The sequence below is a fragment of the Stenotrophomonas sp. 05N423 genome, from assembly GCF_056397145.1.
Genome location: NZ_JBFTMV010000004.1, coordinates 60,707 through 86,103 on the forward strand (window position 1 = coordinate 60,707; position 25,397 = coordinate 86,103).

A 25,397-nucleotide genomic window follows, 5' to 3' on the forward strand; every position below is an offset into this window, starting at 1 on the left:
GCCGCTGTCCGTCCCTGGAAGAAACGTCCTCTACATACATAGGGAGTCAGGAATGCGATTGGTTCTGTTGGGACCGCCCGGTTCGGGCAAGGGCACGCAGGCGACCCGCCTGAAGGAAGAACTGCGGATTCCGCACATCTCCACCGGCGACCTGCTGCGCGCCGAAGTGGCCGCCGGCACCGAGCTGGGCAAGCAGGCCAAGGCGGTGATGGATGCCGGCAACCTGGTGTCCGACGACATCCTGCTGGGCATGCTGGAATCGCGCCTGGCCCAGGCCGACGTCGCCAACGGCTTCATCCTCGACGGCTACCCGCGCAATGTGGCCCAGGCCAACGCGCTGGGCGAACTGCTGGCCCGCCTGCAGCAGCCGCTGGATGCCATCGTGCAGCTGGACGTGCCGACCGAACTGCTGGTCGAGCGCATCGCCGGCCGCGCCAAGGAGCAGGGCCGTGCCGACGACAACCCCGAATCGGTGCGCCAGCGCCTGCAGGTCTACAACGATTCCACCGCGCCGGTGATCGACTTCTACGCCGCCAAGGGCACCCTGGCCCGCGTCGACGGCGTGGGCGCGCTGGACGAGGTGCTGGCTCGCATCCTGGCCGCCATCAAGCCTTGATGATGCCGTTCCGGCATGCAGCCGGAACGCAAAAACGAACGCCCCGGACCATGCGCTGGTCCGGGGCGTTCGTCGTACAGGGGCCAGCAGATGGGCGTGCTCAGCGCCCCGCAGCATGAGCTCCCTGGGGATGGCCTCTTGGGGAGTAGGACCTGAGGGATACTGCGGCTGGCCCGTGCATTCTCGGTATGAACGCCCACCGGCGGTATAGGAGTTTCCCCTACAGATCAGTAGGGGTATGTGCGGGGATGACATACCCGCGCGTCGGCGCATCGGCGACAATCGGCGCATGAGCAAGATCCATATCCTCGGCATCGCCGGTACTTTCATGGGCGGCGTGGCCGCCCTGGCCCGCGAACTCGGCCACCAGGTCGAAGGCAGCGACCAGGCGGTGTACCCGCCCATGTCCACCCAGCTGGAAACGCTGGGCATCACCCTGTCGCAGGGCTACCTGCCGGGCAACATCGGCGGCGATTGCGACGAGGTCGTGATCGGCAATGCGCTCTCGCGCGGCAACCCCGCGGTGGAAGCGGTGCTGGACGCCGGCCGGCGCTATACCAGCGGCGCGCAGTGGCTGGCCGAAAACGTGCTGCCCGGCCGCGACACGCTGGCCGTGGCCGGTACCCATGGCAAGACCACGACGACGACGATCCTGGCCTACCTGCTGCAGGCGGCCGGGCGCGAACCGGGCTTCCTGATCGGCGGCGTGGCCGAGGATTTCGGCGTGTCGGCACGCGTCGGCCAGGGCCGTGAGTTCGTGGTCGAGGCCGACGAGTACGACACCGCGTTCTTCGACAAGCGCAGCAAGTTCGTCCACTACCGGCCGCTGGTGGCGATCCTCAACAACCTGGAATACGACCACGCCGACATCTTCCCGGACGTGGCGGCGATCCAGCGCCAGTTCCACCATCTGGTGCGCACCGTGCCCGGCCGCGGCCGGCTGATCGTCAACGGCGAGGACACGCGCCTGGCCGAGGTGCTGGCGATGGGCTGCTGGACGCCGGTGGAGCGTTTTGGTTTCGACCCCGCGCTGGAGTGGAGCGCGCGGCTGGTCGAACAGGACGGCAGCGTGTTCGCGGTCCGGCACCGTGGCGTGGAAGTGGCGCAGGTGCACTGGCCGCTGCTGGGCCGCCATAACGTGCTCAACGGCCTGGCTGCGCTGGCCGCCGCGCATGCGGTGGGCGTGGACGTGGCCGCGGTGGCGCCGGCGCTGGCCGGTTTCCACAGCGTCAAGCGCCGCCTGGAAGTGATCGGGCAGGCGCGCGGAGTGACCCTCTACGACGATTTCGCCCATCACCCCACCGCCATCCACACCACGCTGGAAGGACTGCGCGCGAAAGTCGGCGGGGCGCGGATCGTGGTGGCGATGGAGCCGCGCAGCAATTCGATGCGGCTGGGCGCGCATGCCGATGCGCTGGCGCCGTCGCTGGACATCGCCGATGCGGTGGTGTTCCTGGCGCGCCCGGAACTGCCATGGGATGCAGCCAGGGTGATCGCGGCAGTGCGCGGCGATGCGCAGGCGGTGGCCGATACCGATGCGCTGCTGGCGCGGCTGGGCGAGTCGGTGCGTGAGGGCGACCACGTGGTGTTCATGTCCAACGGCGGCTTCGACGGCGCGCCGCGCCGCTTCCTGGCGCAGCTGCAGGGCTGATGCGCCGGCTTCCATCGTGGCGGGGACGTAACCGGCACTGCGTTACCCTCGCCACGCATTCCATCGCTTCCGGAGTCCGACCGGCCTGATGACAGACACGCAGACCCTGCCCCTGTTCCCGCTGCACGGTGTGCTGCTGCCCGGCGCCGCGCTCGGCCTGCGCGTATTCGAGGCGCGCTACCTGGACCTGGTGCGCGAATGCGGCCGCCAGGGCAGTACCTTCGGCATCTGCCTGATCCTGGAGGGCGAGGAAGTCGGCGAGCCGGCCACGCCTGCGGCCTGGGGCGTGGAGGCGGTGGTCGAGGATTTCGATGTCGGCGCCGATGGCGTGCTGCAGCTGCGCCTGCGCGGTGCGCGCCGTTTCCACGTGAGCCGCACGCGGGTGCGCGACAACGGCCTGGTGGTGGCCGAGGTCGAATGGCGCGACCCGGACCACGACGACGAACTGCGGCCCGAGCATGCGCTGCTGGGGCTGCTGCTGGAACGCATCCTGGAGCAGGCCGGCGGCGAATTCGCCAGCGCCGGTCCCGCGCAGCTGGACCAGGCGGCGTGGGTGGGGTGGCGGCTGGGCGAACTGCTGCCGCTGGAGGACGAACAGCGGCTGGTGCTGTTGCAGGAAGACGATCCGCACCAGCGGCTGGATCAGCTGCTCACCTGGATTCCCGACTTCGAGCCGCCGGCGGAAGCCGACCTGTAGAGGCGGGGCAAGCCCGCATCTACGGCTGCGGTTCGCTGCGGATCATCAACAGCGGCATCCCGCTCTCCGGCATGGCCTGGGTGCGGGTGTCCATGCCGTCCAGCGATTGCTTGACCGCATCCAGTGCCGGATCCACGCCGCGCAACGGCAGCCAGAGGCCGAACAGCTTGAAATGGCGCTGGTAGCGCAGGGTCTGCGTGCTGCCCAGCCACAGCGGCGCCTGGCCCGGTTGCAGGCGTACCGGCGCCGGCCACAGGCGCAGCGCATACAGCTCGTCCGGCTGTGCGCCCTGGCGCAGCATCAGCAGCGATTCGACATTGGTGTCCAGCGTCGCCGGTAGTACCGGCACCTGTCCCGGCTTTGCCTTGCTGTCCAGCATGGACAGCGCCTGCTGCCAGCCGGCCTGCGGCTGCAGCGTCCAGCCATGGCGTTCCAGCTGCTGCTGCAAGGGCGCCAGCGGCCCGGCGACCTGCACGTCCAGCGGCCAGCGCTGGTCGTCGTCGAATTCGTTGCGGCGCGCCGGCAGTTCGCGCCAGCCGTCCTGCCACCATCCGGCCGCGTCCATCATCCGCGGCGCTTCGGCCACCGGTTCGAACTTGGCCAGCTTGGCCGGCACGTTGCGCGGTGCGTACCAGAACCCGGCCAGCACGAACACGCCGTAGAACAGCCACGTCACCGGCTTGACCCAGAACGAGCGGTTGAAGCGGCGGCGGTAGGCGATGCCCAGCACCAGCAGCCAGAAGATGCCGAACAACATGCCGCCGATGACGTCGCTCAGCCAGTGCGCACCCAGGTAGAGGCGGGCAAAGCCAATGATCGTGACCACGATGCCCGACACCAGGTACGGCCATACCCGCGTGCGGCCGGGCAGTTCGCGACTGATCAGCACGGCGAAGAAGCCGAAGGTGATGGTGGCCATGGTCACCGACACCGAGGGGAAGCCGAAGCCGCTGCTGGCGGCCGGCGGCCGCACCACGTCCACGGTGGCGCCGAGCAGCTTGGTCAACGCCAGGCCGAACGCCAGCGCCGCCAGCCAGTGCGCGGCGGCCATCCAGCGCCGACGCCAGCACAGGTAGCCCATGCCCGCGGCGGTGGCCGGCAGCAGCACCTGCCAGTCGCCCAGCGCCGCCAGCGCCGCCATCGGGTAGTCGGCCAGCGGATTGCGCAGGGCCAGCATCAGGTGGTGCACGGCCAGGTCCAACGCCAGTGGCTCGCCGTGGCCGACCACCACCATCAGCAGCACGAACCAGCCCCAGCCCAGCAGCAACAGCATCAGCGCCAGCATCGCCAGCGGCACCGATTCGCGCCGGCGCGGGTCGAACAGGTCGTTCCAGTAGCGGCCGAGCAGGTGCGGATGGCGCTGCGACCAGCGCAGCAGGCGCGCCAGCCAGCCGTCCATGCGCGCGGCCGACCAGCGATAGCCGTACAGCACGATGGCCCACACCAGCCCCAGCATCACCCCGAGCAGGGCCACCACTACGAACAGCCGCCCTGCCACCGCCGCCACCGCGTCGTAGGCCTGGCCCAGCGCCCAGCCCGGCAGCAGGAACAGCACCGCCCACGACAGGCTGGCGACGGCGCTGGGCTGCGCGTAGCGCGCCAGCGGCATCTTCGCCATGCCGGCAATGGCCGGTACGAACGGCCGGATCGCGCCGACGTAGCGCGCCACCAGGATGCTCTTGAACGCATTGCGTCTGAACAGCAGTTCGCCGCGCTCCAGCAGTTGCGGATAGCGGCTGAACGGCCATACCCCGCGCAGGCGGTCGCCCCAGCGCCGGCCGACCCAGTAGCTCAGCCCATCGCCGCAGAACGCGCCGAGCGCGGCGCAGGCCACTGCGTAGGGGCCGGAGATCTCGCCCATGCCGATCAGCACGCCGACGGCGATCATCAGCGGCAGCGCCGGCACGATCGCGCCGAGGATGATGACGGCGTCGCAGAAGGCGATGGCGAAGATGACGGCGCCGGCCAGCACGGGGTGCGCGGCGATCCAGGCCAGGATGGTGTCGATCCAGGAAGAGTCCATCGCGGGATTATAGAAGGGCGCGGGTGTCAGACCGGTGCCATGCGATGGGGTTCCGGACAGCGGCCATGCAGGTAGGAAAAGCCCCCGGGCAATGCGCGGCCGGTCCGGCCACCGACGGCCGGACGCTAGAATGGCGGCGATGGCGAATACGAACGACGACGGCATCCAGATCCTCAAGTCCGACAGCTTCGGCCGCATCCTGCTGGTGCGCGAGGGCGGGCGCCGGTTCGTGCGCCGCGATCTCGGCGCCACGCCGTGGTGGCTGCGGCTGCCGGCCTGGTGGCTGGCGCGGCGCGAGGCCCGCGCGCTGGCGAAGCTGGGCGGCATGGAGGCGACCCCGCAGCTGCTGGGCTGGGACGGGCGCTGGCTGGACCGCAGCTACATGGAGGGTGCGGCGATGTACCAGCGTCCGCCGCGCGGCGACGTGGCCTGGTTCCATGCCGCGCGTCGCCTGCTGCAGCAGGTGCACCGCCACGGCATCGCCCACAACGACCTGGCCAAGGAAGCCAACTGGCTGGTGCGCGCCGATGGTTCGCCGGCGCTGATCGATTTCCAGCTGGCGGTCTGCGGCGACCCGCGCTCGCGCTGGATGCGCCTGCTCGCCCGCGAGGATCTGCGCCATCTGCTCAAGCACAAGCGCATGTACTGCCGGCAGGCGCTGACGCCGGTGGAGCTGCGCCTGCTCAAGCGCCATTCGTGGGTGCGCGAACTGTGGTTCGCCACCGGCAAGCCGGTGTACCGCTTCGTGACCCGGCGCATCCTGCACTGGGAAGACAACGAGGGGCAGGGGCCGAAGGCGTGACGCAGCCCGCGTAGCGGACTGCGTCCCCAAAGCTCTGCTGTGCAGAGCTTTGGGTCCCGACTCCTTGCCTTGCCTATCCCCCGCGCCTTTGGCGCGCCCCCCTTAATAAAGGGGGCTCTGCTCCATCACGTTGGCGAGGGCGTGTAGAGCGGGGCTTGCCCCGCTCCACGGTGGGTTCGTTGGAGCGTCGCGATCCGGCGAGCTGGCTTGGGCGGACAACGCGACGGCGCGGCTCAGCGCACCTCCACCACCTGCCGGCCGACGTAGCGGCGCTGGGCGTCGAAGTCGTAGCCCAGCGTGAGCGTGCCCTGGTCGGCGCAGGCGTGGCAGCTGCGCAGCGGGGTGGCGTAGAGCAGGCGCACGCCGCCATTGGGCAGGGGCGCGGTACCCGTGGCCTGTGCCGGTGCGAATGGCGCGGCGTCCGGATGCGCGTCGAAGAACGCCTTTGCCTGTGCCCCGGCGCGCGCGCTGTCGTCCAGCACGTCCGCGTCCACGTCGATGGTCCTGCCCTCGGCATCCACCAGCCAGGTGCCCTGGTTGGTGTTGGCGCGCAGCGGGAATTCCAGCGTCGCCATGCCCACGCCGGACTGGTCATCCCAGGCGCTGATATAGCCGGGGTTGTCCTGCGCGGCCAGCCGTTGCGCGGCGGCGATCGCGGCCGGTGTCGCACCGGTGGCGCGCATGGCCTCGACCACGCAGTCGCCACCGCCGGGCGGTGCGTCGCTGCGGCAGGCGTCGGTCGATCCGCTCCACACCGCACCGGCGTCGATCCGTGACGGCGTGGCATCGCTGCTGCCAAGGCCGGTGGTCTGCCCGGCCACATCGTGCGGATGCGCCATGTCGGCCGGCGATGCGGTGTGCTTCTGGCAGGCGGTCAGGGACAGGACGAGCAGCAGGGGAACGACAACGGGCAACGGTTTCATTGGAACGCACGACGGATACGGAAGGGCGCCAGTATCGGCATCGCGCATTAACGGCAGGTGTTCGATGCAAGCGGCCATGAACGGCGACGGTCATGGCGCATAATGCGGTCCGCTTCCATCGGGTATCGCGGAGTCGCGCATGAGCAGCCTGCAAGGCAAGACCCTCTTCATCACCGGCGCTTCGCGCGGCATCGGTCTGGCCATCGCGCTGCGCGCTGCGCGCGACGGCGCCAATGTCGCCATCGCCGCCAAGTCGGCGGTGCCCAATCCCAGGCTGCCGGGCACCATCCATACCGCCGTGGACGCGGTGAACGCGGCCGGCGGTCGCGGCCTCGCGCTGAAGTGCGACATCCGCGAGGAAGACCAGGTGCATGCCGCCGTGGCGGCAACGGTCGACACCTTCGGCGGCATCGACATCCTGGTGAACAACGCGTCGGCGATCTGGCTGCGCGGCGCGCTGGACACGCCGATGAAGCGCTTCGACCTGATGCAGCAGGTCAACGCGCGCGGCAGCTTCCTGTGCGCGCAGGCCTGCCTGCCGCACCTGCTGCAGGCGCCGAATCCGCACATCCTCACGCTCGCGCCGCCGCCGAGCCTGGACCCGAAATGGTGGGGGCCGCATACCGGTTACACGCTGGCCAAGATGGGCATGAGCTTCGTGACCCTGGGCCTGGCCGCCGAGTTCGGCCCGCAAGGCGTGGCGGTCAACGCGCTGTGGCCGCGCACCATCATCGCCACCGATGCGATCAACATGATTCCCGGCGTCGATGCCGCCAATTGCCGTAGCCCGGAGATCATGGCCGACGCCGCGCACGCGGTGCTGGTACGCGAGGCGGCCGGTTTCAGCGGACAGTTCCTGATCGACGACGAAGTGCTGGCGCAGGCCGGCGTCACCGACCTGTCGGCCTATGCGGTCGATCCGTCGCGGCCGCTGCTGCCGGATCTGTTCCTGGACTGAAACGCCGTCGGGGACCGCAGGAGCGCACGTCAGTGCGCGACGGGCCGGTCAGGGCTCCAGCGGTTCCGGCAGTTCGTGCCCGCAGTGGTTGCAGTAGCGCGCGGTCGGCTCGTGGCCCTCGTGGCCGCAGACGATGCAGCCGCGGTCGTCGCGGCGGCGCCGGCCGGCCTCGGCCTGGCGCATGCCGTTGGCCAGTTCGGCGGTATAGATGCCGGTGGGCACGGCGATGATGCTGTAGCCGATCAGGATCAGCACCGAGGTGACGAAGCGCCCCAGCGTGGTCTGCGGCACGATGTCGCCGAAGCCGACCGTGGCCATGGTCACCACCGCCCAGTACATGCTGGCCGGGATGTTGCTGAAGCCGTGGCTGGGGCCCTCGATGACGTACATCAGCGAGCCTGCGACGATGGCGATGGTGATCACCAGCGACAGGAACAGCAGGATCTTGCGGCGGCTGCGCCACAGCGCCTGCATCAGGATGCCGCTTTCTTCGATGTAGCGGGTCAGCTTGAGGATGCGGAACACGCGCAGGATGCGCAGGGCGCGCACCACCAGCAGGCTCTGCGCGCCGGGCAGCAGCAGCGAGAGGTAGGTGGGCAGGATCGCCAGCAGGTCGATGACGCCCCAGATGCTGAGCGCGTAGCGCAGCGGCCGCCGCACCACCAGCAGCCGCAGCGCGTACTCGGCGGTGAACAGCAGGGTGAAGCCCCACTCGACCACGTAGAACCACGACGCCCAGGCGGCGTGGATGTGCTGCACGCTGTCCAGCATCACCACCAGCACGCTGGCGACGATGGCGTAGACCAGCAGCAGGTCGAAACGCCGCGACGGCGGCGTATCGCTGCGGTAGATGATGTCGAACCAGTGGCGGCGCCAGCCGGTCTCGGACGCGGGATTCAGCTGCGGGGTGGAGAACAGTCGCATGGCGGCATTGTGCCGCAGCCCGCGTAATGGGGGACAATGCCGCTTTCACCCACCACACCTACCGGAACGCCATGACCGCTGTCGCCGAGCCGCTGTTGTCCCTGTCCCAGTACTACCTGCCGGTGTACCGGCCCCGCCAGCTCGTGCTCGAGCGTGGCCAGGGCGCCCGACTCTGGGATACGCAGGGGCGCGAGTTCATCGACCTGGCGGCCGGCATCGCGGTGTGCAGCCTCGGCCACAACCACCCGGACCTGAAGGCCGCGCTGCTGGCCCAGGCCGACAAGCTCTGGCACACCAGCAACATGTTCTACAGCGAGCCGCCGCTGCACCTGGCGCAGGAACTGGTGGAGGCCTCGCGCTTCGCCAGCCGCGTGTTCCTGTGCAACTCCGGCGCCGAGGCCAACGAGGTGGCGATCAAGCTGGTGCGCAAGTGGGCCGCCGCGCAGGGCCGGCCGCCGGAGAAGCGCGTCATCCTTACTTTCCGCGGCAGCTTCCACGGCCGCACCCTGGCCACGGTGACCGCCACCGCCCAGCCCAAGTACCAGGAAGGCTACGAGCCGCTGCCCGGCGGTTTCCGCTATGCCGATTTCAACGACGTGGCGCAGCTGGAAGCGGCGATGGCCGGCGGCGACGTGGCCGCGGTGATGTTCGAGCCGGTGCAGGGCGAGGGCGGGGTGATGCCGGCCTCGGCGGAATTCATGCGCCGCGCCCGTGAACTGTGTGACCAGCACGACGCGCTGCTGGTGCTGGACGAGATCCAGGTCGGCATGGGCCGCACCGGCGAGCTGTTCGCGCACTGGAACTGGGGCGTGACCCCGGACATCGTCAGCCTGGCCAAGGCGCTGGGCTGCGGCTTCCCGGTCGGCGCGATGCTGGCCGGCCCGAAGGTGGCCGACGTCATGGGCGTTGGCGCCCACGGCACCACCTTCGGCGGCAACCCGCTGGCCGCGGCGGTGGCGCGCGTGGCGCTGCGCACGCTGGCCTCGGATGGGATCAAGGCCAACGTGGCCCGCCAGTCGGCCGCGCTCAAGGCCGGGCTGGAGGCCATCGGCGCCGAGTTCGGCGTGTTCGAGCAGGTGCGCGGCATGGGCCTGATGATCGGCGCGGTGCTCAAGCCCGAGTACGTGGCCGACATCGGCACGCTGCTGGACCTGGCCGCCGAGAAGCAGGTGCTGATCCTGCAGGCCGGCACCAGCGTGCTGCGCTTCGTGCCGCCGCTGAACATCACTGACGAGGAACTGGCCGAAGGCCTGAAGCGCGTGCGCGAGGCGATCGCGGCGTTTGTGGCCGCACGCTGAGCCCGGGCCGATCGGGTGACCCGCAGGAGCGCACTTCGGTGCGCTCCTGCCGTTTTGGCCGGCACGATTCCACGTTGCCGGCATCGTTGCTGGCATTGCCGGTTTCAGAGCAGCCGGTAGCGGCGCAGCACGCGGCGCAGCGACTGGGTGTGGTGCGCGGTGTCGGCGTGCAGGCCGGCGCCGCGCGCGCCCTGCACGTTGCGGAACAGGTGATCGACGAACAGGGTGCGTGCCGGCTCGCAGCCGAGCCGTGCGGTTGCGGCGAGATAGATGTGCGGGTCCGGCTTGCGCACGCCCAGGGTGGCGCTGCACAGCACGTCGATGCCGGGCAGCAGGGCGGTGATCGCGGCCACGCTCAAGGGGCCGTTGTTGGTCAGTACGGCGACGCAGACATCCGGACGCAGCCGTTGCAGCAGGGCGAGCGTGTCGCGGCGCAGGACGCTGGCGCGGGTGCGCGCGGTGAGCCAGTCGGTGGCGGACAACCGGCTGCCGAGCTGCTCGTTCAGGACCTGCAACAGCGCATCGCCATCGAGCTCGCCACGCGCGTGCGCCAGCTCCAGCCCTTCGCCACGCAGCAGTTCGTCGATCTGCGCCGGCATGCAGCCGGCCGCATCGGCCAGGTGCAGGAGATGGCGCGGATGGTCGTAGTCGGCGAGCAGGCCGTCGAAGTCGAGCAGCAGGGCGTGGATCATGGGCATCCATGGCGGCCGCTTCCGCAGGAGCGGCATCCGTCGCAACCGGCGCATTCCTGCGAAAGCTCCGGTCGCGACCTGCATCGCTCCTGCATGGAAGCGGTGAGGGGCGATCAGCCCGCGGCGACCACCCTGAACGCCTCGCGCGCGGCGGCCAGGGTGGCGTCGATCACCGCATCGTCATGCGCGCTGGACAGGAAGCCGGCCTCGTAGGCCGATGGCGCCAGGAACACGCCGCGCTCCAGCATCGCGTGGAAGAAGCGGTTGAACGCGGGAATGTCGCAGGCGGTGGCCTGGGCGTAGGTCTCCACCTTCTCGTCGGTGAAGAACAGGCCGAACATCGCGCCGACGCAGGTGGTGGTGACGCTGACGCCGGCCTCGTGCGCGGCCGCCTCCAGGCCTTCGCACAGGCGCGCGGTGCGTGCGGCCAGCACCTCGTGGAAACCGGGCTGCTGGATCAGCTCCAGCATCGCCAGGCCGGCGGCCATCGCCACCGGATTGCCGCTCAGGGTGCCGGCCTGGTAGATCGGGCCGGCCGGGGCGATCTGCTGCATCAGCTCGCGGCGGCCGCCATAGGCGCCCACCGGCATGCCGCCGCCGATGATCTTGCCGAAGGTGGTCAGGTCCGGGGTGATGCCGTAGTGCGCCTGCGCGCCGCCCAGCGCCACGCGGAAGCCGGTCATCACCTCGTCGAAGATCAGCAGCGCGCCGTACTGCGTGCACAGTGCGCGCAGGTGCTGCAGGTAACCCTCACGTGGCGGGATGCAGTTGGCGTTGCCGACCACCGGCTCGATGATCAGGCCGGCGATCTCGCTGCCCTGCTGTTCGAACAGCGCGGTGGCGGCGTCGAAATCGTTGTAGGGCAGGGTGAGGGTGAGTTCGCTCAGGCCGGCCGGCACGCCCGGCGAGGTTGGCACGCCCAGGGTCAGCATGCCGCTGCCGGCCTTGACCAGGAACGAATCGCCGTGGCCGTGGTAGCAGCCCTCGAACTTGACGATGCGGTTGCGCCCGGTGGCGCCACGCGCCAGGCGGATCGCCGACAGCGTGGCCTCGGTGCCGGAGTTGACCATGCGCACCATCTCGCACGACGGCACCAGGCCGGTGATGGTCTCGGCCATGGTCACTTCGGCCGGGCACGGCGCGCCGAACGACAGGCCGTTGCCGATGGCCTGCTGCACCGCCTCGCGCACCGCCGGGTGGTTGTGGCCGACGATCATCGGGCCCCACGAACCGACGTAGTCGATGTAGCGGTTGCCATCCACGTCGAACAGGTACGCGCCGTCGGCGCGCTGCACGAAGAACGGCTCGCCGCCGACCGACTTGAACGCGCGCACCGGCGAGTTGACGCCGCCCGGAAGCAACTGCTGGGCGCGGGCGAACAGGGCATGGGACTGGTCGTGGTTCAAGGACATGGCAGGCACGGAGGGTGACGAAAGAATGTGCCTATTGTCCGCTTTCGCGCCGGGCGCTGCCATGCGCCGGGGAATCCATGACCAATGGCCTGCAAGGCCGCGCGGCACGCGTGCAAGAATGCGGGACGATCCGTTCCGAAGGGAGAGCCATGAAGTTCGATACGACGTTCAAGGCCGGCGCGCTGTCGGCGGCGCTGCTGCTGGCCTTCGCCGCCACCGCCCAGGCTGGCACCGGTCCGGCGAAGATCTCCGAGCGCGCCCGCGCCATCCAGGCCCACGCGATCAACCTCGACACCCACCTCGACACGCCGGCGCTGTTCTCGCAGCCGGGCTGGAAGATCACCGACCGCCACACCGAGGGTTCGCAGATCGATTACCCGCGCATGGTCGAAGGCGGGCTGGACGGCGGCTTCTGGGTGGTGTTCACCAGCCAGGGAGAACGCGATGCCGCCGGCAACCTGAAGGCGCGCGACGCCGGCCTCAAGCGCCTGTCCGAGATCCGCGAGATGGTCGCGGCCAATCCGGACAAGTTCGAACTGGCCACCACCGCCGACGATGCGGCGCGGATCAAGGCGGCGGGGAAGAAATCGGTCTACATCAGCATGGAGAACGCCTACCCGCTGGAGTACGACCCCAGCCTGCTCAGCTTCTACTACAAGCAGGGACTGCGCATGCTCTCGCTGGCGCACATCAGCCACAACGACTTCGCCGATTCGGCCGGCATGGGCGTGGCGCCGGAGGGCGAGCACGGCGGCCTGAGCGAAAAGGGCAAGGCGATGATCGTCGAGGCCAACCGGCTGGGCATCATCATCGACCAGTCGCATTCGTCCAACGCGGTGTTCGACCAGATGATCGCGCTGAGCAAGGCGCCGATCATCCTTTCGCACAGCGGCGCCTATGACGTGTTCGCGCACTCGCGCAACATCGACGACAAGCGCATCCGCGCCCTGGCGAAGAAGGGCGGCGTGATCCAGGTCAACTCGCTGGGCGGTTACCTGATCGATACCGGCGCCACACCCGAGTACCGCGCCGAGCGGCGCAAGCTCTACGAATCTTTCGGCGATCGCAACGACCTGACCGACGCCGAGCGCGAACAGGTCAAGGCGCGCATGGCCGAGCTCGACGCGAAGTACAACATCCGCAAAGCCGATTTCGACGACTACATGCGCCACCTGCTGCACATCATCAAGGTGGCCGGCTGGGAACATGTCGGCCTGGGCGCGGACTGGGACGGCGGTGGCGGCGTCGAAGGTTACGAGGACATCACCGCGCTGCCCAAGGTGGTGCAGGCGCTGCTCGACGCGGGCTACGACGAGCGGCAGATCAGCGCCATCCTCGGCGGCAACACCGTGCGCCTGATCCGCGAGGTGCAGGCGCTGGCCGACCCGGCGGCGGTGAAGGCGGTGCTGGAGTAGAAGCGCACCTTGGTGCGCGATGGGGCTTGCATGCAGAACCCGCCGTAACAGCCCGCACATTCCTGCGTGGGAGATTCAAACGGGAATGCCCCATCAGCAAGCATCAGCCATCTTGTAGGAGCGCACTTCAGTGCGCGAAGGGGCTCTCCATTTGAATCCCCGCACATGGATGTGCGGGCTGTTGCAAAGGGATTTGCGTGCAAGCCCCATCGCGCACTGAAGTGCGCTCCTACAGGTGCGCTCCTACACGAAACACGCCTGATAGCCGCGCAGCGCCGCCACCGGATCGTCGGCGGCGAACACGCCGCTGATGACCGCGAGCAGGTCGGCGCCGGCAGCGACCAGTGGCGCACTGTTGTCCGCGGTCAGGCCGCCGATGGCCACCCGCGGCACGCCCAGCGCAGCGGCCTCGCGCAGCAGTTGCGGGGTTGCGCGGCGGGTAGTGGCCTTGCTGCGGCTGGGGAAGAACGCGCCAAAGGCGACATAGCTGGCGCCGGCGGCCACGGCGCGTTGCGCCAGGTCGAGCTGGTCGTAGCAGGACGCGCCGATGATGGCGCCGGGGCCGAGCAGGGCGCGCGCCGCGGCGATGTCGCCGTCGTCCTCGCCCAGGTGCACGCCGGCCGCGCCGATGGCAGCCGCCAGCGCGGCATCGTCGTTGACGATCAGCGGCACGCCGGCGGCGGCGCACAGCGCCTGCAGGGCCTGCGCCTGCTCATGGCCGGTGGCGGCATCGACCGCCTTGTTGCGGTACTGCAGCCAGGTGGCGCCGGCGGCGAGCAGCGGGCGCGTGCGCTCAAGCAGGCGCGCGGTGTCGGTCTCGTCGGGGGTGATCAGATAGACGCCACGGGCGGCGCGGATGGGGTGGGGCATGGATGGCTACCTGTACGGCGGCGGGAGTGGGACAATCTGCGGCCGCCCCTGTGTTGCCGTGATTATCCAATGTCCGACGCTTCCGCCTCCACTTTCCGCACCTGGATGTGCGTCGTCTGCGGCTTCATCTACCGCGAGGTCGATGGCCTGCCCGAGGAAGGCATTGCCGCGGGTACGCGCTGGGAAGACGTGCCGGAGACCTGGACCTGCCCGGACTGCGGCACCACCAAGGACGATTTCGAGATGGTGGAGCTGGACTGAGTCCGGCCGGCGCGGGAATGCCGCAGGTGCGGGGCTTGCCCCGCACGGGTTTTCCCGGTGAAGCCTCATGCGGGGCAAGCCCTGCATCTACAGGTCAATGCAGCCGCGGGCGCTCGCCGCCGAGGTCGATCAGGCGTTCGCGCACCTGCGCCGCGTCGGCGGCATCCGGTTCCAGCCGCAGGTACTGCGACAGGTCGGCGCGCGCGCCGGCCAGGTGCTGCAGCCGCAGATAGGCCAGGCCACGGTCGCGCAGCGCCTCGTTCTGCTCCGGCGCCAGCTTGAGGATGCGGTCGGCGCTGCGTGCAGCGCGATCCCATTCCTCGCGTTCGGCGTAGACGCCATGGAGATTGCGCAGCATGCGCATCAGGATCGCGCGTGCCGGCGCCGGATCCAGGATCTGCGCCAGCACCTGGTCGTCGGGCGTCTCGCCGCCGAGGTTGCTGCGCGCGCGTTCGCGCAGTTCGTCCACGCCCAGCGGGCGGCCGCCGTTGAACGGGTCCATCACCAGCACGCCTTCCTCCACCGGCAGCCGCACCAGGAAATGGCCCGGGAAGGAAATGCCTTCCAGCGGCAGGCCGAGCCGGCGCGAGACTTCCATCTGCACCAGCGCCAGCGAGATCGGGTTGCCGAGCCGGCGCGTGACCACCTCGTTGAGGTAGCTGTTGCGCGGGTCGTAGTAGGCGTCGTGGTTGCCGCTGTAGCCCAGCTCGTTGAACAGGTGGTGGTTGATGGCGGCCACCTTCAGCGGCCACTCGGTGATGGCATCCACTTCCACCCGCAGGTGGTCGGCGTGGGCCTGCAGCAGGCGGTCGCAGCGGGCCGGGTCCAGTTCCGGGTATTCGTCGCGCGCGATCAGCAGCGCGATGGGCAGCAGGGGCAGCGCGTCGTCGGCCAGCTCGGCCAACGCGTCCCAGTGCGGCAGGGTGAGGCGTGTGTCGGACATGGCCCAAGACTGGCGGCAAAGCGCGGCCGGTTCAAGGCATGGGGCGAAAGCGGCGGCGGAAAACGATGCAGGAGTGGCGTGAGCCGCGATGGGACATTGCCGGGCAGGCGCTTTCGCGGCTGCAACCGCTGCTGTGGCGGCGGGTTACTTGCCCTTCGGAATACCGGGGCCGAACACCAGCTCGGTGCCGTCTTCCAGCTTCAGCTTCGCCGCCTGTCCGGCGTTGAGTTCCAGCACGTAACGCGCCGGCCGGAAGCTGGGATAGGGCGGGCAGGCATCACCGGCCGAGCACGGCGGCACGTCGCGCTGCTGGCTGACCAGCCGGCGGGTGTCGTCGAAATAGAGGATGTCCAGCGGGATGCGGGTGTTCTTCATCCAGTACGCCTGCGGTTCCAGGCGGTCGTGGATGAACAGCATGCCGCGGTCGCTGTCCATGCTGTCGCGGAACATCAGGCCGCGCGCGCGGCTGGCGTCGTCCTGGGCCAGTTCCACGTGGTAGCGCGCCCCGCCCAGTTCCACCCAGTGCCCGCCAGCGCTGGCGCAACCGCTCAACAGCAGCAACAGGGACAGGCAGGCGGCGAGGCGTGGCAGGGACATGGCGGACTCTCGGGCGAAAGGGCGTTGCGCACCTTCACGGATGCATGGCGTGGCGTCAAGCGTCGTCGCGGGTGGGGCCCGGTGCGTCCGGCGCGGTGGCGAAGGCGTCGAGCAGCGTGCAGAACAGGGTGTGCACTTCATCGTGCAACCACGCCCGCGTGAAGGGGGAAGGCTGCACGAACAGCTGGCAGGACAGCGCCAGCGCCACGGCATCCAGGCCGAGCGGATCGTCGCGGTTGCGGCCGAGCTGGAAGAAGCGGTCGTACAGGTCGAATCGGCTCTCCAGCAGGTGGCCGTGCCAGGCATCCAGCGTGCAGTCGATATCCTGGCCGGCGGCCTGCTGCGGCGGTGTCCAGCCGGCCGGCACGCAGAGCGGCGGTGCAGGTGCCGGCGCCACGCCTGAATGCGCGTAGGCACGGCAGGCCAGCCAGAAGCGGAACAGGCACAGCTCGGCGATCGCTTCCGATGGCATGGGGTGCAAGCGCAGCAGGCCGGCGTAGCGGCGGCGGTAGTCCACCTCCATGTAGCCGCGGACGAAATGCTCCGGTGCCGTGCCGGCGGCGGGAACGTTTTCCATGGTGCTTCTCCTTGGCGGGGCGGGCGCCTGGCCGGCGCCACGCATGGGTCCATGCGCCAATGAAAGCAATTAGTTCATTCAAATGAAAGTGATTGGTGATCTTGCCGTGAACGTGGTCCGTAACGTTGCCGGCCATGAGCGACGAACGCTTCGAATTCTCCCGACGCTTGGGACAGGCGATGAGCGCGGCCGGTTACGAACCGCGGCCGGCGATCCTCTTCCGTCTGTTCAATGCGCGCTACACGGGGCGTTCGGTGAGTTTCCAGAGTGCGTCGCGCTGGCTGGCCGGGCGCTCCATCCCCGAGCAGGACAAGCTGCAGGTGCTCGCCGAGCTGTTCGGCGTGGCGCCGCAGGCCCTGCGCTTCGGCGATGCGCCGCGCGTGGCCGAGGCCCGCGCCGAGTGGAATGCGGTGGGCGCGCGCGAACGCGCGGTGATCGATACCTATCTGGCCCTGCCGGCACGGCAGCGCGAACTGGTCGGCGAGCTGGTGAAGGCGCTGGCGCAGACGGACAGGAAGTCCACCCGCTGACGGCGTGGCCGGAACGCGGCTGACACATCCGCCGGTTCCGCGCGTCAGGGAAAGCATCCCATCCGGAGATGCACGCATGCCTTTTTCCCGTTCCCTTACCTCTGCATTGGTGCCGTTCCTGCTGTTGCTCGCGGGCAATGCCCACGCCGAGGCAGGCTGCCCGCTGCTCCCCGGCTTGGATCACTGTACGGCCGGCGCGCATGGCTGGGTCTACGGCCGCGATGCCGGCCAGGTGCGGACGCTGGCCGGCGACCTGGCCGCCAGCGCCGCGGCCTTCGAACGTCATTTCGCCCGGCCATCGCTCCGGCTCGCCGTGCTGCTGGACGCGCCGGAGGGTATCGGTGCCGATGACCGCGCGCGCCTGGTCGCCGCCGGTGCCGTGCAGGTGATCGACTGGCCGGGCATGCAGGCCTTCCAGGCCGCGCGGCAGTCGGCCGTGGCGGCCGACGACCCCGGCAGCCGCCTGCTTGCCGCCAATCCGGCCATCGGCCAAGCGATCTGGCGCAACCTGACCCGCCACGAGCTGGGGCATGTGATCTTCAATCTCGCCTATTGGCCGGATCTTGGCAGGACCTCCGGCCATGGCCATGCGCGCAGTCCCGACTGGCTCAACGAGGCGGCGGCGATGACGCTGGAGGCGGACGAACTGGTCGCCCAGCGCCGGCGGATGCTGCGCGGCCTGCAGGCCGATCCGGCCCATCCGCTGCCCGGCCTTGCCGGTTTCCTGGCCATGGCCAACCCGGCCCGCCCGGTGGGCCAGGCCGCGCCTGCCACCAAGGGCGTCAGCCTGGTCTATCGCAGCCCGGCCGAGGCCGGCGACGCGGCGACCGGGGCGCGCTACTACGCCCTGGTGCAGGGCTGGGCCGATTTCCTGGTCCAGGCCACGGCCGCTGCGCGCCCGGGCGTGCTGGGCAGCATCAGCGAGCGCATCGCGGCTGGCGGCCATTTCGACGACTGGCTGGCCGACACCGGCCCGGCCTTCGGCCTGCCGGACAACCTGCCCGCGCTGGAGCAGCAGTGGCGGGCGTGGCTGGAAGCCACAGCTGGCTGACGTCCCGCGAGCCATCGCGAATCCGCACCCAGTCCGGATTCGCGATTCCGGCCACGCTTGCCGATCGTGGCCGGGACAGACCGGGCCTGCCAACGCGCCGGACCGATTGCATTGGCGTGCCTCCCGCGCGGGAGCGCAGCCGGACCGCGGACGCGCGCTTACAGCACCTGCGGCGGCTCGCCGCCGACGATGACCACGTCGGCCGGGCGGCGCGCGAACAGGCCGACGGTGACCACGCCCGGGATCTGGTTGAGCTGCTGTTCCAGCTTCACCGGGTCGGTGATGGACAGGTTGTGCACGTCCAGGATCAGGTTGCCGTTGTCGGTGACCACGCCGTCGCGCCACACCGGCTGGCCGCCGGTCAGGGCCATGATCTCGCGCGCGACCAGGCTGCGCGCCATCGGGATCACCTCCACCGGCAGCGGGAATTTGCCCAGCACCTTGACCTGCTTGCTCGGGTCGACGATGCAGACGAACTGTTTGCTGGCCTCGGCGATGATCTTCTCGCGGGTCAGCGCGGCGCCGCCGCCCTTGATCAGGTTCCTGTTGCCGTCGCACTCGTCGGCGCCGTCCACGTACAACGACAGGCCGCCGGTGTGGTTCAGGTCGAGCACTTCGATGCCGTGGCCTTTGAGCAGGGCGGTGCTCTGCTCGGAGCTGGAGACGGCGCCTTCGATCTGGTCCTTGATGCGCGCCAGCGCTTCGATGAAGTAAGCCACGGTGGAGCCGGTGCCGACACCGACGATCATTCCCTTCTGGACGTACTCGATGGCTTTTTCGGCGGCCAGGCGCTTGGCTTCGGACATGGTGGACTCGATGGGGTTGGAGGAATGGTTGTCAGGTGTAGGAGCGCACTTCAGTGCGCGATGGGGCTTTCCCGGCAATGCCCCATCGCGCACTGAAGTGCGCTCCTGCGAAAATCAGGCCGGCTTCTTCTTTTCCAGCGCCAGCAGCAGCTTCCACTGCGCGGCCGTGACCGGGAACACCGACAGGCGGTTGCCCTTGGCGGTCAGCGGAAAGCCTTCGCCCAGTTCCTCGGTGTGCCGCTTGATCGCGTCCAGCGGGATCACGTGCGCCAGCTTGCGCTCGAAGGCCACGTCCACCAGCACCCAGCGCGGTTCCTCGCGCGTGCTCTTGGGATCGTGGTAGTCCGACGTCGGATCGAACTGGGTTTCGTCCGGATAGGCCGCACTGGCCACCGTGGCGGTGCCGACGATGCCCGGCACCTTGGTATTGGAGTGATAGAACAGGATGCCGTCGCCGACCTTCATGCCATCGCGCATGAAGTTGCGCGCCTGGTAGTTGCGCACGCCGTTCCACGGTTCGGTGCCCACGCGCTGCAGGTCGTCGATGGAAAAGGCGTCCGGTTCGGACTTCATCAGCCAGTAGCGCTTGCGGGCGGTCATGCGTGCGACGGTTCCGGGTAGAGAGTGGCCTGCTCGGTGCAGATGGCATCCACCGCCACGTCCCAGTCCTGGGCCGGCAGCGCCGGTACCTGCTGGGTGGCGAAGCCGGCGCCGACCAGCCACGGCGGCGCGCTGCACTGCTGGCGGAAAGCGAAGCTGCGATCATACCAGCCGCCTCCCATGCCCAGCCGCCGGCCCCGTGGGTCGAAGCCGACCAGCGGCGCGACCACCAGCGCCATGTCCTGCGCGTGCAGCATGCGTTCGGGATCGATGTCCGGCTCCGGGATGCCGTAGCGGTTGGCGCGCAGGGGCTGCCCCGGCCGCCACGGCGCGAAGCGCAGCAGCTTGCCGTGCAGCACCGGCAGGCAATAGGTCTGCCGCGGCGGTAGCTGCATCTGCCAGCGGTGCAGGGCGATCTCGCCATCCATCGCCCAGTAGCCGGCCACCGGGCCATCGACATCGGCGAAGGGCAGGGCGAGCAGCTGCGCGGCCAGCGCCTCGGCGGCGGCGATGCGTTCGGCCGCCGGGATGCCGCGGCGGCGCTGGCGCAGTTGTCGGCGGAGGTCCTTGCGGTCGTCGGCAGTCATCGGCGGCGTTGGAGCGGAACCAGTCGGGATTATCGGCCGACGTGCCGGCCGTGGTGCATGGACCTGCAAAGAAGAACGGCGCCTTGCGGCGCCGTTCCGGAATAATTGCATTCTCCGCCATGACGATGCGTGCGAAACGACCTTGAACCCGGGGTTCAAGTGGGAACGCTGGGGAATCTTCGGGCTTCCCGCTGCAAGGCGGACCTGCACTCCTGACTCCGTCGCGCCCCCGTGGTCGTCATTAAGGGACAAGGCGAATGTTTGCACACGCCGTCGTTCACGGCAGAGAACGCGGCGCCAGTATAGCCGTGTTGCACGCGCATGGCAGCCCACTCATCGGATGAATTGGCCATGCCGAAGTGAATGCGGCCACGTGCGCATGGCGCGGCGTGCGATCACGCTGCAGGTGCGGCGACGACACGGCCTGCGCCGCGGCGTTCAGCGGCCGTCGTCGATCGCGTTGTCCAGGCGACGGTTGAGATCGTTCATCGCGCTCTGGAAACGCTGCTGCTGCTGCGCCAGTTCATCGCGCATCAAGTGCAGTTCGTGGGCCAGGTTGAGCGCGGCCAATACCGCCACCCGGTCCACCGCGGCCATGCGGTTGTTGCCGCGGATCTCGCGCATGCGCGCATCGAGCATGCGCGCGGCAGCGGTGAGGCTGTCGCGCTCGGCCGGCTCCACGCCGACGGTGTATTCGCGATCGAGGATGCGGACGCTGACCGGCTCGTTCTGGCTCACGTGTGCTGCTCCAGCGACTTGAGGCGGGTGATCATCGCTTCCACCCGCGAGCGCGCCTGCTCGTTCTTGGCCAGCAGCTGCGCGCGTTCGGCCACCAGCTGTTCCTGCTGCTGGCGCAGGCTGCGGTTTTCGTCGGCCAGGCGCTGGTTGCGTTCGAACAGCAGTTCGAGGCGGGCGGCCAGGGCCTGCAGCTGGGCGGCGGGGTCGAAGGAATCCATGCCCGGCACGATAGGCATGCGCGTCGCGGGCGGTCAAGATGGCGCGCACGTTGTCGTTGCTACACTGTGCAGCCGTTGCCGCGCCTCGCGCGGCATGGGCCTTTCCCGCTTCCGCAGACCTGTGTGACATGACCGATCTTCCCGCCGTCAACGACATCCTCCAGGCCAGCCAGTCGCTGGGCCTGGGCGCCACCCCGGCCGAACTCCACGGTGGACTGTGCGGCTGGCTGGCCGCCGGTGGCGCCGACCTGCCGGCCTGGCCGGCCAAGGTACTGGCCGACGACAACCTGCCCACGCCCGAGCCGGGCAGCGCGCTCGACCGCCTGCGCGAAGCCGTGGTGGCGCAGCTGGAAGACCGCGATTTCGCCTTCGAGCTGGTGCTGGCCACGCCGGCGGCGCCGCTGCAGGAGCGCACCGACGCCCTGTTCGACTGGTGCCGCGCGTTCCTCGGCGGCTTCGGCCTGGCCGCGGGCAAGCGCCCGGCGCTGAGCGAGGAGGGCGAGGAAGCCCTGCAGGACCTGGCGCGGCTGGCGCAGGCCTCCAGCGACGAATTCGACAGCGCCGACGAGGACGAGGACGCGCTGGCCGAGATCGAGGAATTCGTGCGTGTGGCGGTGCTGCTGCTGCACGGTGACTGCGTGATGGGCGCGCGCCACCGCCAGCGCCTGAACTGAGCCGGCCATGCACACGCTGACCGGCATCGCGCCCGCCGAGTACGCGCACCGCCGCCGCCAGCTGATGGAGGCGGCCGGTGACGACGCCATCCTGGTGCTGCCGGCCGCACCCGAGCGCGTGCGCAGCAACGACACGCACTACCCGTACCGGCAGGACTCGGACTTCTGGTACCTGTGCGGCTTCCCCGAGCCGGAAGCGGTGCTGGTGCTGATCCCCGGCCGCCGCCATGGCGAGACGATCCTGTTCTGCCGCGAGCGCGACCCCGAACGCGAGGCCTGGGACGGCCCGCGCGAAGGCCAGGAAGGCGCGGTGGCGCGCTACGGCATGGACGACGCCTATCCGATCGAGGACCTGGACGACATCCTGCCGGGCCTGCTCGAAGGGCGCTCGCGCGTCTACTACCACTTCGGCCGCGACGCCGATTTCGACCTCAAGCTGATCGGCTGGGTGAACCGGGTGCGCTCGCAGGTGCGCCACGGCGCGCAGCCGCCGCACGAGTTCCTGGAGCTGGGCCACCTGCTGCATGAGCAGCGCCTGTTCAAGTCGCCGGCCGAGATCGCGCTGATGCAGCAGGCCGCCGACATCAGCGTGCGCGCGCACCGCGCGGCGATGCGCGCCGCGCATGCCGGCATCCGCGAGTACGAACTGCAGGCCGAGCTGGAGCGCGAGTTCCGCCGCCACGACGCGGTGCCGGCCTACAACAGCATCGTCGGCGCCGGCGCCAACGCCTGCGTGCTGCATTACCGCGCCAACAGCGGCGGCAGCCGCGACGGCGACCTGGTGCTGATCGACGCCGGCGCCGAATACCGCGGCTACGCCAGCGACATCACCCGCACCTTCCCGGTCAACGGCCGCTTCAGCGCCGAGCAGCGTGTCCTGCACGACCTGGTGCTGGCCGCGCAGGCGGCGGCGCTGGAGCAGGCGCAGCCGGGCATCGCCTACGAGGAAGGCCACCTGGCCGCGGTCGAGGTGCTCACCGAGGGCCTGCTGCGGCTGGGGCTGCTGAAGGGCGACCTGGAGGAGAACCTCATCGAGGGCCATTACAAGCGCTTCTACCGGCACAAGACCGGGCACTGGCTGGGCCTGGACGTGCACGACGTGGGCGACTACAAGCTGGCCGGCGAATCGCGGCTGCTGGAGGCGGGCATGGTGTTCACCCTCGAGCCGGGGCTGTACGTGTCGCCGGACGACGGCAGCGTGGAAGCGCGCTGGCGCGGCATCGGCATCCGCATCGAGGACGACGTGCTGATCACCGGCGACGGCCACCACGTGCTGACCGGCGAACTGGAGCACAGCGCCGACGGGATAGAAGCGTTCATGGCGCGCGCGGATTCGTAGGGGCGTCCGCAGGAGCGCAGGCAGGAGCGCACTTCAGTGCGCGATGGAGCTTTACCGGGAAGTCCCCATCGCGCACTGAAGTGCGCTCCTGCGGTGCTACTGCGATGGCTTCTGCAAGCCTCTACACGGTCACGAATTTACGGAGAACCGGATGTCAGTGAATTTCCCCCTGCGCCTGCTGCTTGCCGCGACGCTGGCCTTCGCCTCGCACGCCGCAGCCGCCTCTTCCCATGCCGATCCCCATGCCGATGTGCTCGACCTGCATGGCACGCCGGCCGATGCCGGGGATCGCGGCTTCAACGTGTTCTTCGACGCCGGCGCCTGGCACGGCTACAGCCTGCCGGCCGCGGCCGATGCCGGCAGCGGCTTCAGCGGGCCGTTCGTGCACAGCCTCGGCGCCGGCCGCTGGGTCGGCAAGCGGATGGCGAACGTGACGCTGAAGGATGCCGCCAGCGGCAGCCCGGTCGCGCTGCGCGAGGTCGCCAGCCACAGCCTGCCCGGCTGCCTGGAGCGGCGCTTCGAGGGCGATGGCGTGCGCCTGCGGCAGGTCCTGTACTTCGCCGATGCGCGGCGTGCACTGGTGCGCATCGAACTGGATGCGCCCACCGCGCGCAGGCTGGATGTCGCCGTGGAAGGCGAGTCGATGCCGGCGCCGGGCGATGCCGTCGCGCTGCGGGATGACGGGCTGGTACAGACCTTCGCCGGCAGCAGCGAAACGCTGCTGATCCGGCTGCGGACGGATGCCGGGGGAATGCGGCCGCAGCAGGATCGGCAAGGCTATCGCTTCACCTCGACCGCGCCGCTGCGGTTGCAGCCGGGACGACCGTTGACGCTGGTGCTGGAGCAATACCTGTCGCCGGAAGCCGGCGTCGCCGTGGCGCCCGTCGCGGACGAGCCGGCGCTGTGGCGGCGCAACCGCGCGCGCTGGGATGGCTATCTGCAGGCGATCGCTGCCGCGCATGTCGAAGGCGTGGAAGACGCGACCGCGCGCCGCATTGCGGTGAAGGCGGTCGAAACCCTGATCGGCAACTGGCGGTCCGCACGTGGCGATCTGCGCCACGACGGCGTCATTCCGTCGTATTCGGCCGACTACTTCAACGGCTTCTGGGCCTGGGATTCGTGGAAGCACGCCGCCGCGCTGGCGTGGATCGCGCCGGAACTGGCGCGCGACCAGATGCGCGCGATGTTCGACTACCAGAGCGCCAACGGCATGGTCGCCGACAGCGTGTACCTGGACGCGAAGGAGAACAACTGGCGCAACACCAAGCCGCCGCTGGCGGTCTGGGCGACGCGGGAAATCCACCGCGCCACGGGCGATGCGGCCTTCGTCGCCGAGCTGTACGACCGGCTGGTGCGCTACCACCGCTGGTGGTTCGCCGAGCGCGACCACGACCGCAACGGACTGGCCGAATTCGGCGCCACCGACGGCACCCGCATCGCCGCCGCATGGGAAAGCGGAATGGACAACGCGGTGCGCTTCGACGGCGCGAAGATGCTGGAGAACGGCAAGGGCGCGTGGTCGCTGGACCAGGAGTCGGTCGACCTCAACGCCTATCTCTACCGCGAGAAGCTGGACCTGGCCGAACTCGCCGACGTGCTCGGCAAGCGCGACGAGGCGGCGGCGTGGCGGCGCGACGCGGAGGCGATGAAGATGCGCATCGGCCACCGTTTCTTCGACGCCGCCGCCGGCTGGTTCTTCGACGCGCGCCTCGGCTCGGGCGAACACGTCCGCGTGTTCGGCAGCGAGGGCTGGACGCCGCTGTGGGCCGGCATCGCCAGCGACGCGGAAGCGCGCGGCGTGATCGCCACGATGCTTGACCCGAAGCGCTTCGCCACGCCGATGCCGCTGCCGACGCTGGCGGCCGACGATCCGCGCTTCTCGCCGGTCAAGGGCTATTGGCGCGGGCCGTTGTGGCTGGACCAGGCGCGCTTCGGCGTCGAGGCATTGCGCCGTTACGGCCATGCAGGCGAGGCCGATGCGCTGACCGCGCGCCTGCTGCTGGCCGCCGATGGCCTGGCGGAACAGGCGCCGATGTACGAGAACTACGACCCGACCACCGGCAAGGGCTACCAGGCGCGCAACTTCAGCTGGTCGGCGGCGAGCTATCTGTGGCTGCTGGGTGTTGGCCGCGAATGACGCGACACAGGTAGGAGCGCACAGATGTGCGCTCCTGCCGGGCATGCGGGGCAAGCCC

27 protein-coding genes and 1 other RNA gene are annotated in these 25,397 nt (G+C 69.6%); 13 read left to right on the plus strand and 15 right to left on the minus strand.

From position 1 onward, the window contains the following. The first annotated feature begins 52 nt into the window (after positions 1–52). From AC1DGW_RS08555 to AC1DGW_RS08565, 3 genes are all read left to right on the plus strand, one after another. On the plus strand, positions 53–616 hold the full coding sequence (locus tag AC1DGW_RS08555) for an adenylate kinase (RefSeq protein WP_478021633.1): 564 nt from the start codon (positions 53–55) through the stop codon (positions 614–616). Positions 617–905: 289 nt separating this feature from the next. Next, positions 906–2,267, plus strand: a complete 1,362-nt coding sequence (gene mpl / locus AC1DGW_RS08560) for a UDP-N-acetylmuramate:L-alanyl-gamma-D-glutamyl-meso-diaminopimelate ligase (RefSeq protein WP_478021635.1) — start codon at positions 906–908, stop codon at positions 2,265–2,267. Positions 2,268–2,355: 88 nt separating this feature from the next. Continuing rightward, positions 2,356–2,964 (plus strand): LON peptidase substrate-binding domain-containing protein, encoded by a 609-nt coding sequence (locus AC1DGW_RS08565; protein WP_478021637.1) that lies wholly within the window; start codon positions 2,356–2,358, stop codon positions 2,962–2,964. Between the two features lie 19 nt (positions 2,965–2,983). On the opposite strand, the gene AC1DGW_RS08570 is transcribed toward AC1DGW_RS08565, so the two are convergent. Beyond that, entirely contained in the window at positions 2,984–4,987 is a 2,004-nt protein-coding gene (locus AC1DGW_RS08570; protein ID WP_478021639.1) for a bifunctional DedA family/phosphatase PAP2 family protein, read from the minus strand. Positions 4,988–5,126: 139 nt separating this feature from the next. Between AC1DGW_RS08570 and AC1DGW_RS08575 the strand changes: the two genes are divergently transcribed. Continuing rightward, on the plus strand, positions 5,127–5,789 hold the full coding sequence (locus AC1DGW_RS08575) for a phosphotransferase (protein WP_478021641.1): 663 nt from the start codon (positions 5,127–5,129) through the stop codon (positions 5,787–5,789). A gap of 233 nt (positions 5,790–6,022) precedes the next feature. Here AC1DGW_RS08575 and AC1DGW_RS08580 read toward each other — a convergent pair whose 3' ends face one another. Beyond that, positions 6,023–6,712, minus strand: coding sequence for a hypothetical protein (locus AC1DGW_RS08580; RefSeq protein WP_478021643.1), 690 nt, complete (start codon positions 6,710–6,712; stop codon positions 6,023–6,025). A gap of 139 nt (positions 6,713–6,851) precedes the next feature. On the opposite strand from AC1DGW_RS08580, the gene AC1DGW_RS08585 reads away from it, so the two are divergent. Continuing rightward, positions 6,852–7,670, plus strand: coding sequence for an SDR family oxidoreductase (locus tag AC1DGW_RS08585; RefSeq protein WP_478021648.1), 819 nt, complete (start codon positions 6,852–6,854; stop codon positions 7,668–7,670). A gap of 48 nt (positions 7,671–7,718) precedes the next feature. On the opposite strand, the gene AC1DGW_RS08590 is transcribed toward AC1DGW_RS08585, so the two are convergent. Then, positions 7,719–8,594, minus strand: coding sequence for an ion transporter (locus AC1DGW_RS08590; RefSeq protein ID WP_478021651.1), 876 nt, complete (start codon positions 8,592–8,594; stop codon positions 7,719–7,721). A gap of 71 nt (positions 8,595–8,665) precedes the next feature. On the opposite strand from AC1DGW_RS08590, the gene AC1DGW_RS08595 reads away from it, so the two are divergent. Continuing rightward, entirely contained in the window at positions 8,666–9,892 is a 1,227-nt protein-coding gene (locus tag AC1DGW_RS08595; protein ID WP_478021655.1) for an acetylornithine transaminase, read from the plus strand. Positions 9,893–9,996: 104 nt separating this feature from the next. Here the strand turns inward: AC1DGW_RS08595 and AC1DGW_RS08600 are convergent, their stop codons facing one another. After that, on the minus strand, positions 9,997–10,584 hold the full coding sequence (locus AC1DGW_RS08600) for an HAD-IA family hydrolase (protein ID WP_478021658.1): 588 nt from the start codon (positions 10,582–10,584) through the stop codon (positions 9,997–9,999). Between the two features lie 113 nt (positions 10,585–10,697). Further along, on the minus strand, positions 10,698–11,990 hold the full coding sequence (hemL, locus tag AC1DGW_RS08605; RefSeq protein ID WP_478022214.1) for a glutamate-1-semialdehyde 2,1-aminomutase: 1,293 nt from the start codon (positions 11,988–11,990) through the stop codon (positions 10,698–10,700). Between the two features lie 155 nt (positions 11,991–12,145). On the opposite strand from hemL, the gene AC1DGW_RS08610 reads away from it, so the two are divergent. After that, positions 12,146–13,411 (plus strand): dipeptidase, encoded by a 1,266-nt coding sequence (locus AC1DGW_RS08610; RefSeq protein ID WP_478021660.1) that lies wholly within the window; start codon positions 12,146–12,148, stop codon positions 13,409–13,411. A 243-nt stretch (positions 13,412–13,654) separates the two neighbouring features. On the opposite strand, the gene thiE is transcribed toward AC1DGW_RS08610, so the two are convergent. Then, on the minus strand, positions 13,655–14,281 hold the full coding sequence (gene thiE, locus AC1DGW_RS08615) for a thiamine phosphate synthase (protein WP_478021662.1): 627 nt from the start codon (positions 14,279–14,281) through the stop codon (positions 13,655–13,657). A gap of 69 nt (positions 14,282–14,350) precedes the next feature. Between thiE and AC1DGW_RS08620 the strand changes: the two genes are divergently transcribed. After that, the gene (locus AC1DGW_RS08620; RefSeq protein ID WP_478021664.1) at positions 14,351–14,542 is read left to right on the plus strand and encodes a rubredoxin; all 192 of its coding nucleotides are present in this window, start codon (positions 14,351–14,353) and stop codon (positions 14,540–14,542) included. A gap of 94 nt (positions 14,543–14,636) precedes the next feature. Here the strand turns inward: AC1DGW_RS08620 and AC1DGW_RS08625 are convergent, their stop codons facing one another. The 3 genes from AC1DGW_RS08625 to AC1DGW_RS08635 all read right to left on the minus strand — a co-directional run bounded on the left by AC1DGW_RS08625 (position 14,637) and on the right by AC1DGW_RS08635 (position 16,659). Further along, entirely contained in the window at positions 14,637–15,485 is an 849-nt protein-coding gene (locus tag AC1DGW_RS08625) for a SirB1 family protein (protein ID WP_478021666.1), read from the minus strand. Between the two features lie 144 nt (positions 15,486–15,629). Next, on the minus strand, positions 15,630–16,082 hold the full coding sequence (locus tag AC1DGW_RS08630) for a DUF192 domain-containing protein (RefSeq protein ID WP_478021668.1): 453 nt from the start codon (positions 16,080–16,082) through the stop codon (positions 15,630–15,632). A 55-nt stretch (positions 16,083–16,137) separates the two neighbouring features. Further along, positions 16,138–16,659, minus strand: coding sequence for a hypothetical protein (locus AC1DGW_RS08635; RefSeq protein ID WP_478021670.1), 522 nt, complete (start codon positions 16,657–16,659; stop codon positions 16,138–16,140). 134 nt (positions 16,660–16,793) lie between these two features. On the opposite strand from AC1DGW_RS08635, the gene AC1DGW_RS08640 reads away from it, so the two are divergent. After that, complete coding sequence (locus tag AC1DGW_RS08640; RefSeq protein ID WP_478021672.1) at positions 16,794–17,189, plus strand: hypothetical protein; 396 nt, start codon at positions 16,794–16,796, stop codon at positions 17,187–17,189. A 76-nt stretch (positions 17,190–17,265) separates the two neighbouring features. Further along, positions 17,266–18,240 carry a hypothetical protein gene (locus tag AC1DGW_RS08645; RefSeq protein WP_478021674.1) on the plus strand — a complete coding sequence of 325 codons (975 nt, stop codon included), beginning with the start codon at positions 17,266–17,268 and terminating at the stop codon, positions 18,238–18,240. 158 nt (positions 18,241–18,398) lie between these two features. On the opposite strand, the gene rpiA is transcribed toward AC1DGW_RS08645, so the two are convergent. From rpiA to AC1DGW_RS08675, 6 genes are all read right to left on the minus strand, one after another. Continuing rightward, on the minus strand, positions 18,399–19,046 hold the full coding sequence (rpiA, locus tag AC1DGW_RS08650; RefSeq protein ID WP_478021676.1) for a ribose-5-phosphate isomerase RpiA: 648 nt from the start codon (positions 19,044–19,046) through the stop codon (positions 18,399–18,401). Between the two features lie 114 nt (positions 19,047–19,160). Then, entirely contained in the window at positions 19,161–19,646 is a 486-nt protein-coding gene (locus AC1DGW_RS08655) for an EVE domain-containing protein (RefSeq protein ID WP_478021678.1), read from the minus strand. Then, positions 19,643–20,233, minus strand: a complete 591-nt coding sequence (locus AC1DGW_RS08660; protein WP_478021680.1) for a 5-formyltetrahydrofolate cyclo-ligase — start codon at positions 20,231–20,233, stop codon at positions 19,643–19,645. The genes AC1DGW_RS08655 and AC1DGW_RS08660 overlap by 4 nt, the downstream gene beginning before the upstream one ends. A gap of 107 nt (positions 20,234–20,340) precedes the next feature. Next, a non-coding RNA gene (ssrS, locus tag AC1DGW_RS08665) (6S RNA) lies at positions 20,341–20,525 on the minus strand. 146 nt (positions 20,526–20,671) lie between these two features. Next, positions 20,672–20,971, minus strand: a complete 300-nt coding sequence (locus AC1DGW_RS08670) for a cell division protein ZapA (protein ID WP_057505112.1) — start codon at positions 20,969–20,971, stop codon at positions 20,672–20,674. Next, positions 20,968–21,189 carry a TIGR02449 family protein gene (locus AC1DGW_RS08675; protein WP_104939479.1) on the minus strand — a complete coding sequence of 74 codons (222 nt, stop codon included), beginning with the start codon at positions 21,187–21,189 and terminating at the stop codon, positions 20,968–20,970. Before AC1DGW_RS08675 ends, AC1DGW_RS08670 begins: the two co-directional genes overlap by 4 nt. Positions 21,190–21,317: 128 nt before the next feature. Here AC1DGW_RS08675 and AC1DGW_RS08680 point away from each other — a divergent pair, with 128 nt between their 5' ends. The 3 genes from AC1DGW_RS08680 to AC1DGW_RS08690 all read left to right on the plus strand — a co-directional run bounded on the left by AC1DGW_RS08680 (position 21,318) and on the right by AC1DGW_RS08690 (position 25,339). Continuing rightward, positions 21,318–21,863 (plus strand): YecA/YgfB family protein, encoded by a 546-nt coding sequence (locus tag AC1DGW_RS08680; protein WP_478021683.1) that lies wholly within the window; start codon positions 21,318–21,320, stop codon positions 21,861–21,863. A 7-nt stretch (positions 21,864–21,870) separates the two neighbouring features. Then, on the plus strand, positions 21,871–23,202 hold the full coding sequence (locus tag AC1DGW_RS08685; RefSeq protein ID WP_478021685.1) for an aminopeptidase P N-terminal domain-containing protein: 1,332 nt from the start codon (positions 21,871–21,873) through the stop codon (positions 23,200–23,202). Between the two features lie 151 nt (positions 23,203–23,353). Next, positions 23,354–25,339, plus strand: a complete 1,986-nt coding sequence (locus AC1DGW_RS08690) for an MGH1-like glycoside hydrolase domain-containing protein (RefSeq protein ID WP_478021687.1) — start codon at positions 23,354–23,356, stop codon at positions 25,337–25,339. The last annotated feature ends 58 nt before the right edge of the window (positions 25,340–25,397 follow it).

Coding starts and splice junctions, on each gene's coding strand:
- AC1DGW_RS08640 (WP_478021672.1), top strand. CDS start 16,794: ATGAGCGACGAACGCTTCGAATTCTCCCGACGCTTGGGACAGGCGATG.
- AC1DGW_RS08580 (WP_478021643.1), bottom strand. CDS start 6,712: ATGAAACCGTTGCCCGTTGTCGTTCCCCTGCTGCTCGTCCTGTCCCTG.
- AC1DGW_RS08645 (WP_478021674.1), top strand. CDS start 17,266: ATGCCTTTTTCCCGTTCCCTTACCTCTGCATTGGTGCCGTTCCTGCTG.
- AC1DGW_RS08610 (WP_478021660.1), top strand. CDS start 12,146: ATGAAGTTCGATACGACGTTCAAGGCCGGCGCGCTGTCGGCGGCGCTG.
- AC1DGW_RS08585 (WP_478021648.1), top strand. CDS start 6,852: ATGAGCAGCCTGCAAGGCAAGACCCTCTTCATCACCGGCGCTTCGCGC.
- AC1DGW_RS08675 (WP_104939479.1), bottom strand. CDS start 21,189: ATGGATTCCTTCGACCCCGCCGCCCAGCTGCAGGCCCTGGCCGCCCGC.
- AC1DGW_RS08555 (WP_478021633.1), top strand. CDS start 53: ATGCGATTGGTTCTGTTGGGACCGCCCGGTTCGGGCAAGGGCACGCAG.
- AC1DGW_RS08600 (WP_478021658.1), bottom strand. CDS start 10,584: ATGATCCACGCCCTGCTGCTCGACTTCGACGGCCTGCTCGCCGACTAC.
- AC1DGW_RS08680 (WP_478021683.1), top strand. CDS start 21,318: ATGACCGATCTTCCCGCCGTCAACGACATCCTCCAGGCCAGCCAGTCG.
- AC1DGW_RS08570 (WP_478021639.1), bottom strand. CDS start 4,987: ATGGACTCTTCCTGGATCGACACCATCCTGGCCTGGATCGCCGCGCAC.
- AC1DGW_RS08595 (WP_478021655.1), top strand. CDS start 8,666: ATGACCGCTGTCGCCGAGCCGCTGTTGTCCCTGTCCCAGTACTACCTG.
- AC1DGW_RS08690 (WP_478021687.1), top strand. CDS start 23,354: ATGTCAGTGAATTTCCCCCTGCGCCTGCTGCTTGCCGCGACGCTGGCC.
- AC1DGW_RS08620 (WP_478021664.1), top strand. CDS start 14,351: ATGTCCGACGCTTCCGCCTCCACTTTCCGCACCTGGATGTGCGTCGTC.
- AC1DGW_RS08655 (WP_478021678.1), bottom strand. CDS start 19,646: ATGACCGCCCGCAAGCGCTACTGGCTGATGAAGTCCGAACCGGACGCC.
- AC1DGW_RS08590 (WP_478021651.1), bottom strand. CDS start 8,594: ATGCGACTGTTCTCCACCCCGCAGCTGAATCCCGCGTCCGAGACCGGC.
- AC1DGW_RS08635 (WP_478021670.1), bottom strand. CDS start 16,659: ATGGAAAACGTTCCCGCCGCCGGCACGGCACCGGAGCATTTCGTCCGC.
- AC1DGW_RS08630 (WP_478021668.1), bottom strand. CDS start 16,082: ATGTCCCTGCCACGCCTCGCCGCCTGCCTGTCCCTGTTGCTGCTGTTG.
- AC1DGW_RS08685 (WP_478021685.1), top strand. CDS start 21,871: ATGCACACGCTGACCGGCATCGCGCCCGCCGAGTACGCGCACCGCCGC.
- thiE (WP_478021662.1), bottom strand. CDS start 14,281: ATGCCCCACCCCATCCGCGCCGCCCGTGGCGTCTATCTGATCACCCCC.
- AC1DGW_RS08565 (WP_478021637.1), top strand. CDS start 2,356: ATGACAGACACGCAGACCCTGCCCCTGTTCCCGCTGCACGGTGTGCTG.
- mpl (WP_478021635.1), top strand. CDS start 906: ATGAGCAAGATCCATATCCTCGGCATCGCCGGTACTTTCATGGGCGGC.
- AC1DGW_RS08660 (WP_478021680.1), bottom strand. CDS start 20,233: ATGACTGCCGACGACCGCAAGGACCTCCGCCGACAACTGCGCCAGCGC.
- rpiA (WP_478021676.1), bottom strand. CDS start 19,046: ATGTCCGAAGCCAAGCGCCTGGCCGCCGAAAAAGCCATCGAGTACGTC.
- AC1DGW_RS08625 (WP_478021666.1), bottom strand. CDS start 15,485: ATGTCCGACACACGCCTCACCCTGCCGCACTGGGACGCGTTGGCCGAG.
- AC1DGW_RS08575 (WP_478021641.1), top strand. CDS start 5,127: ATGGCGAATACGAACGACGACGGCATCCAGATCCTCAAGTCCGACAGC.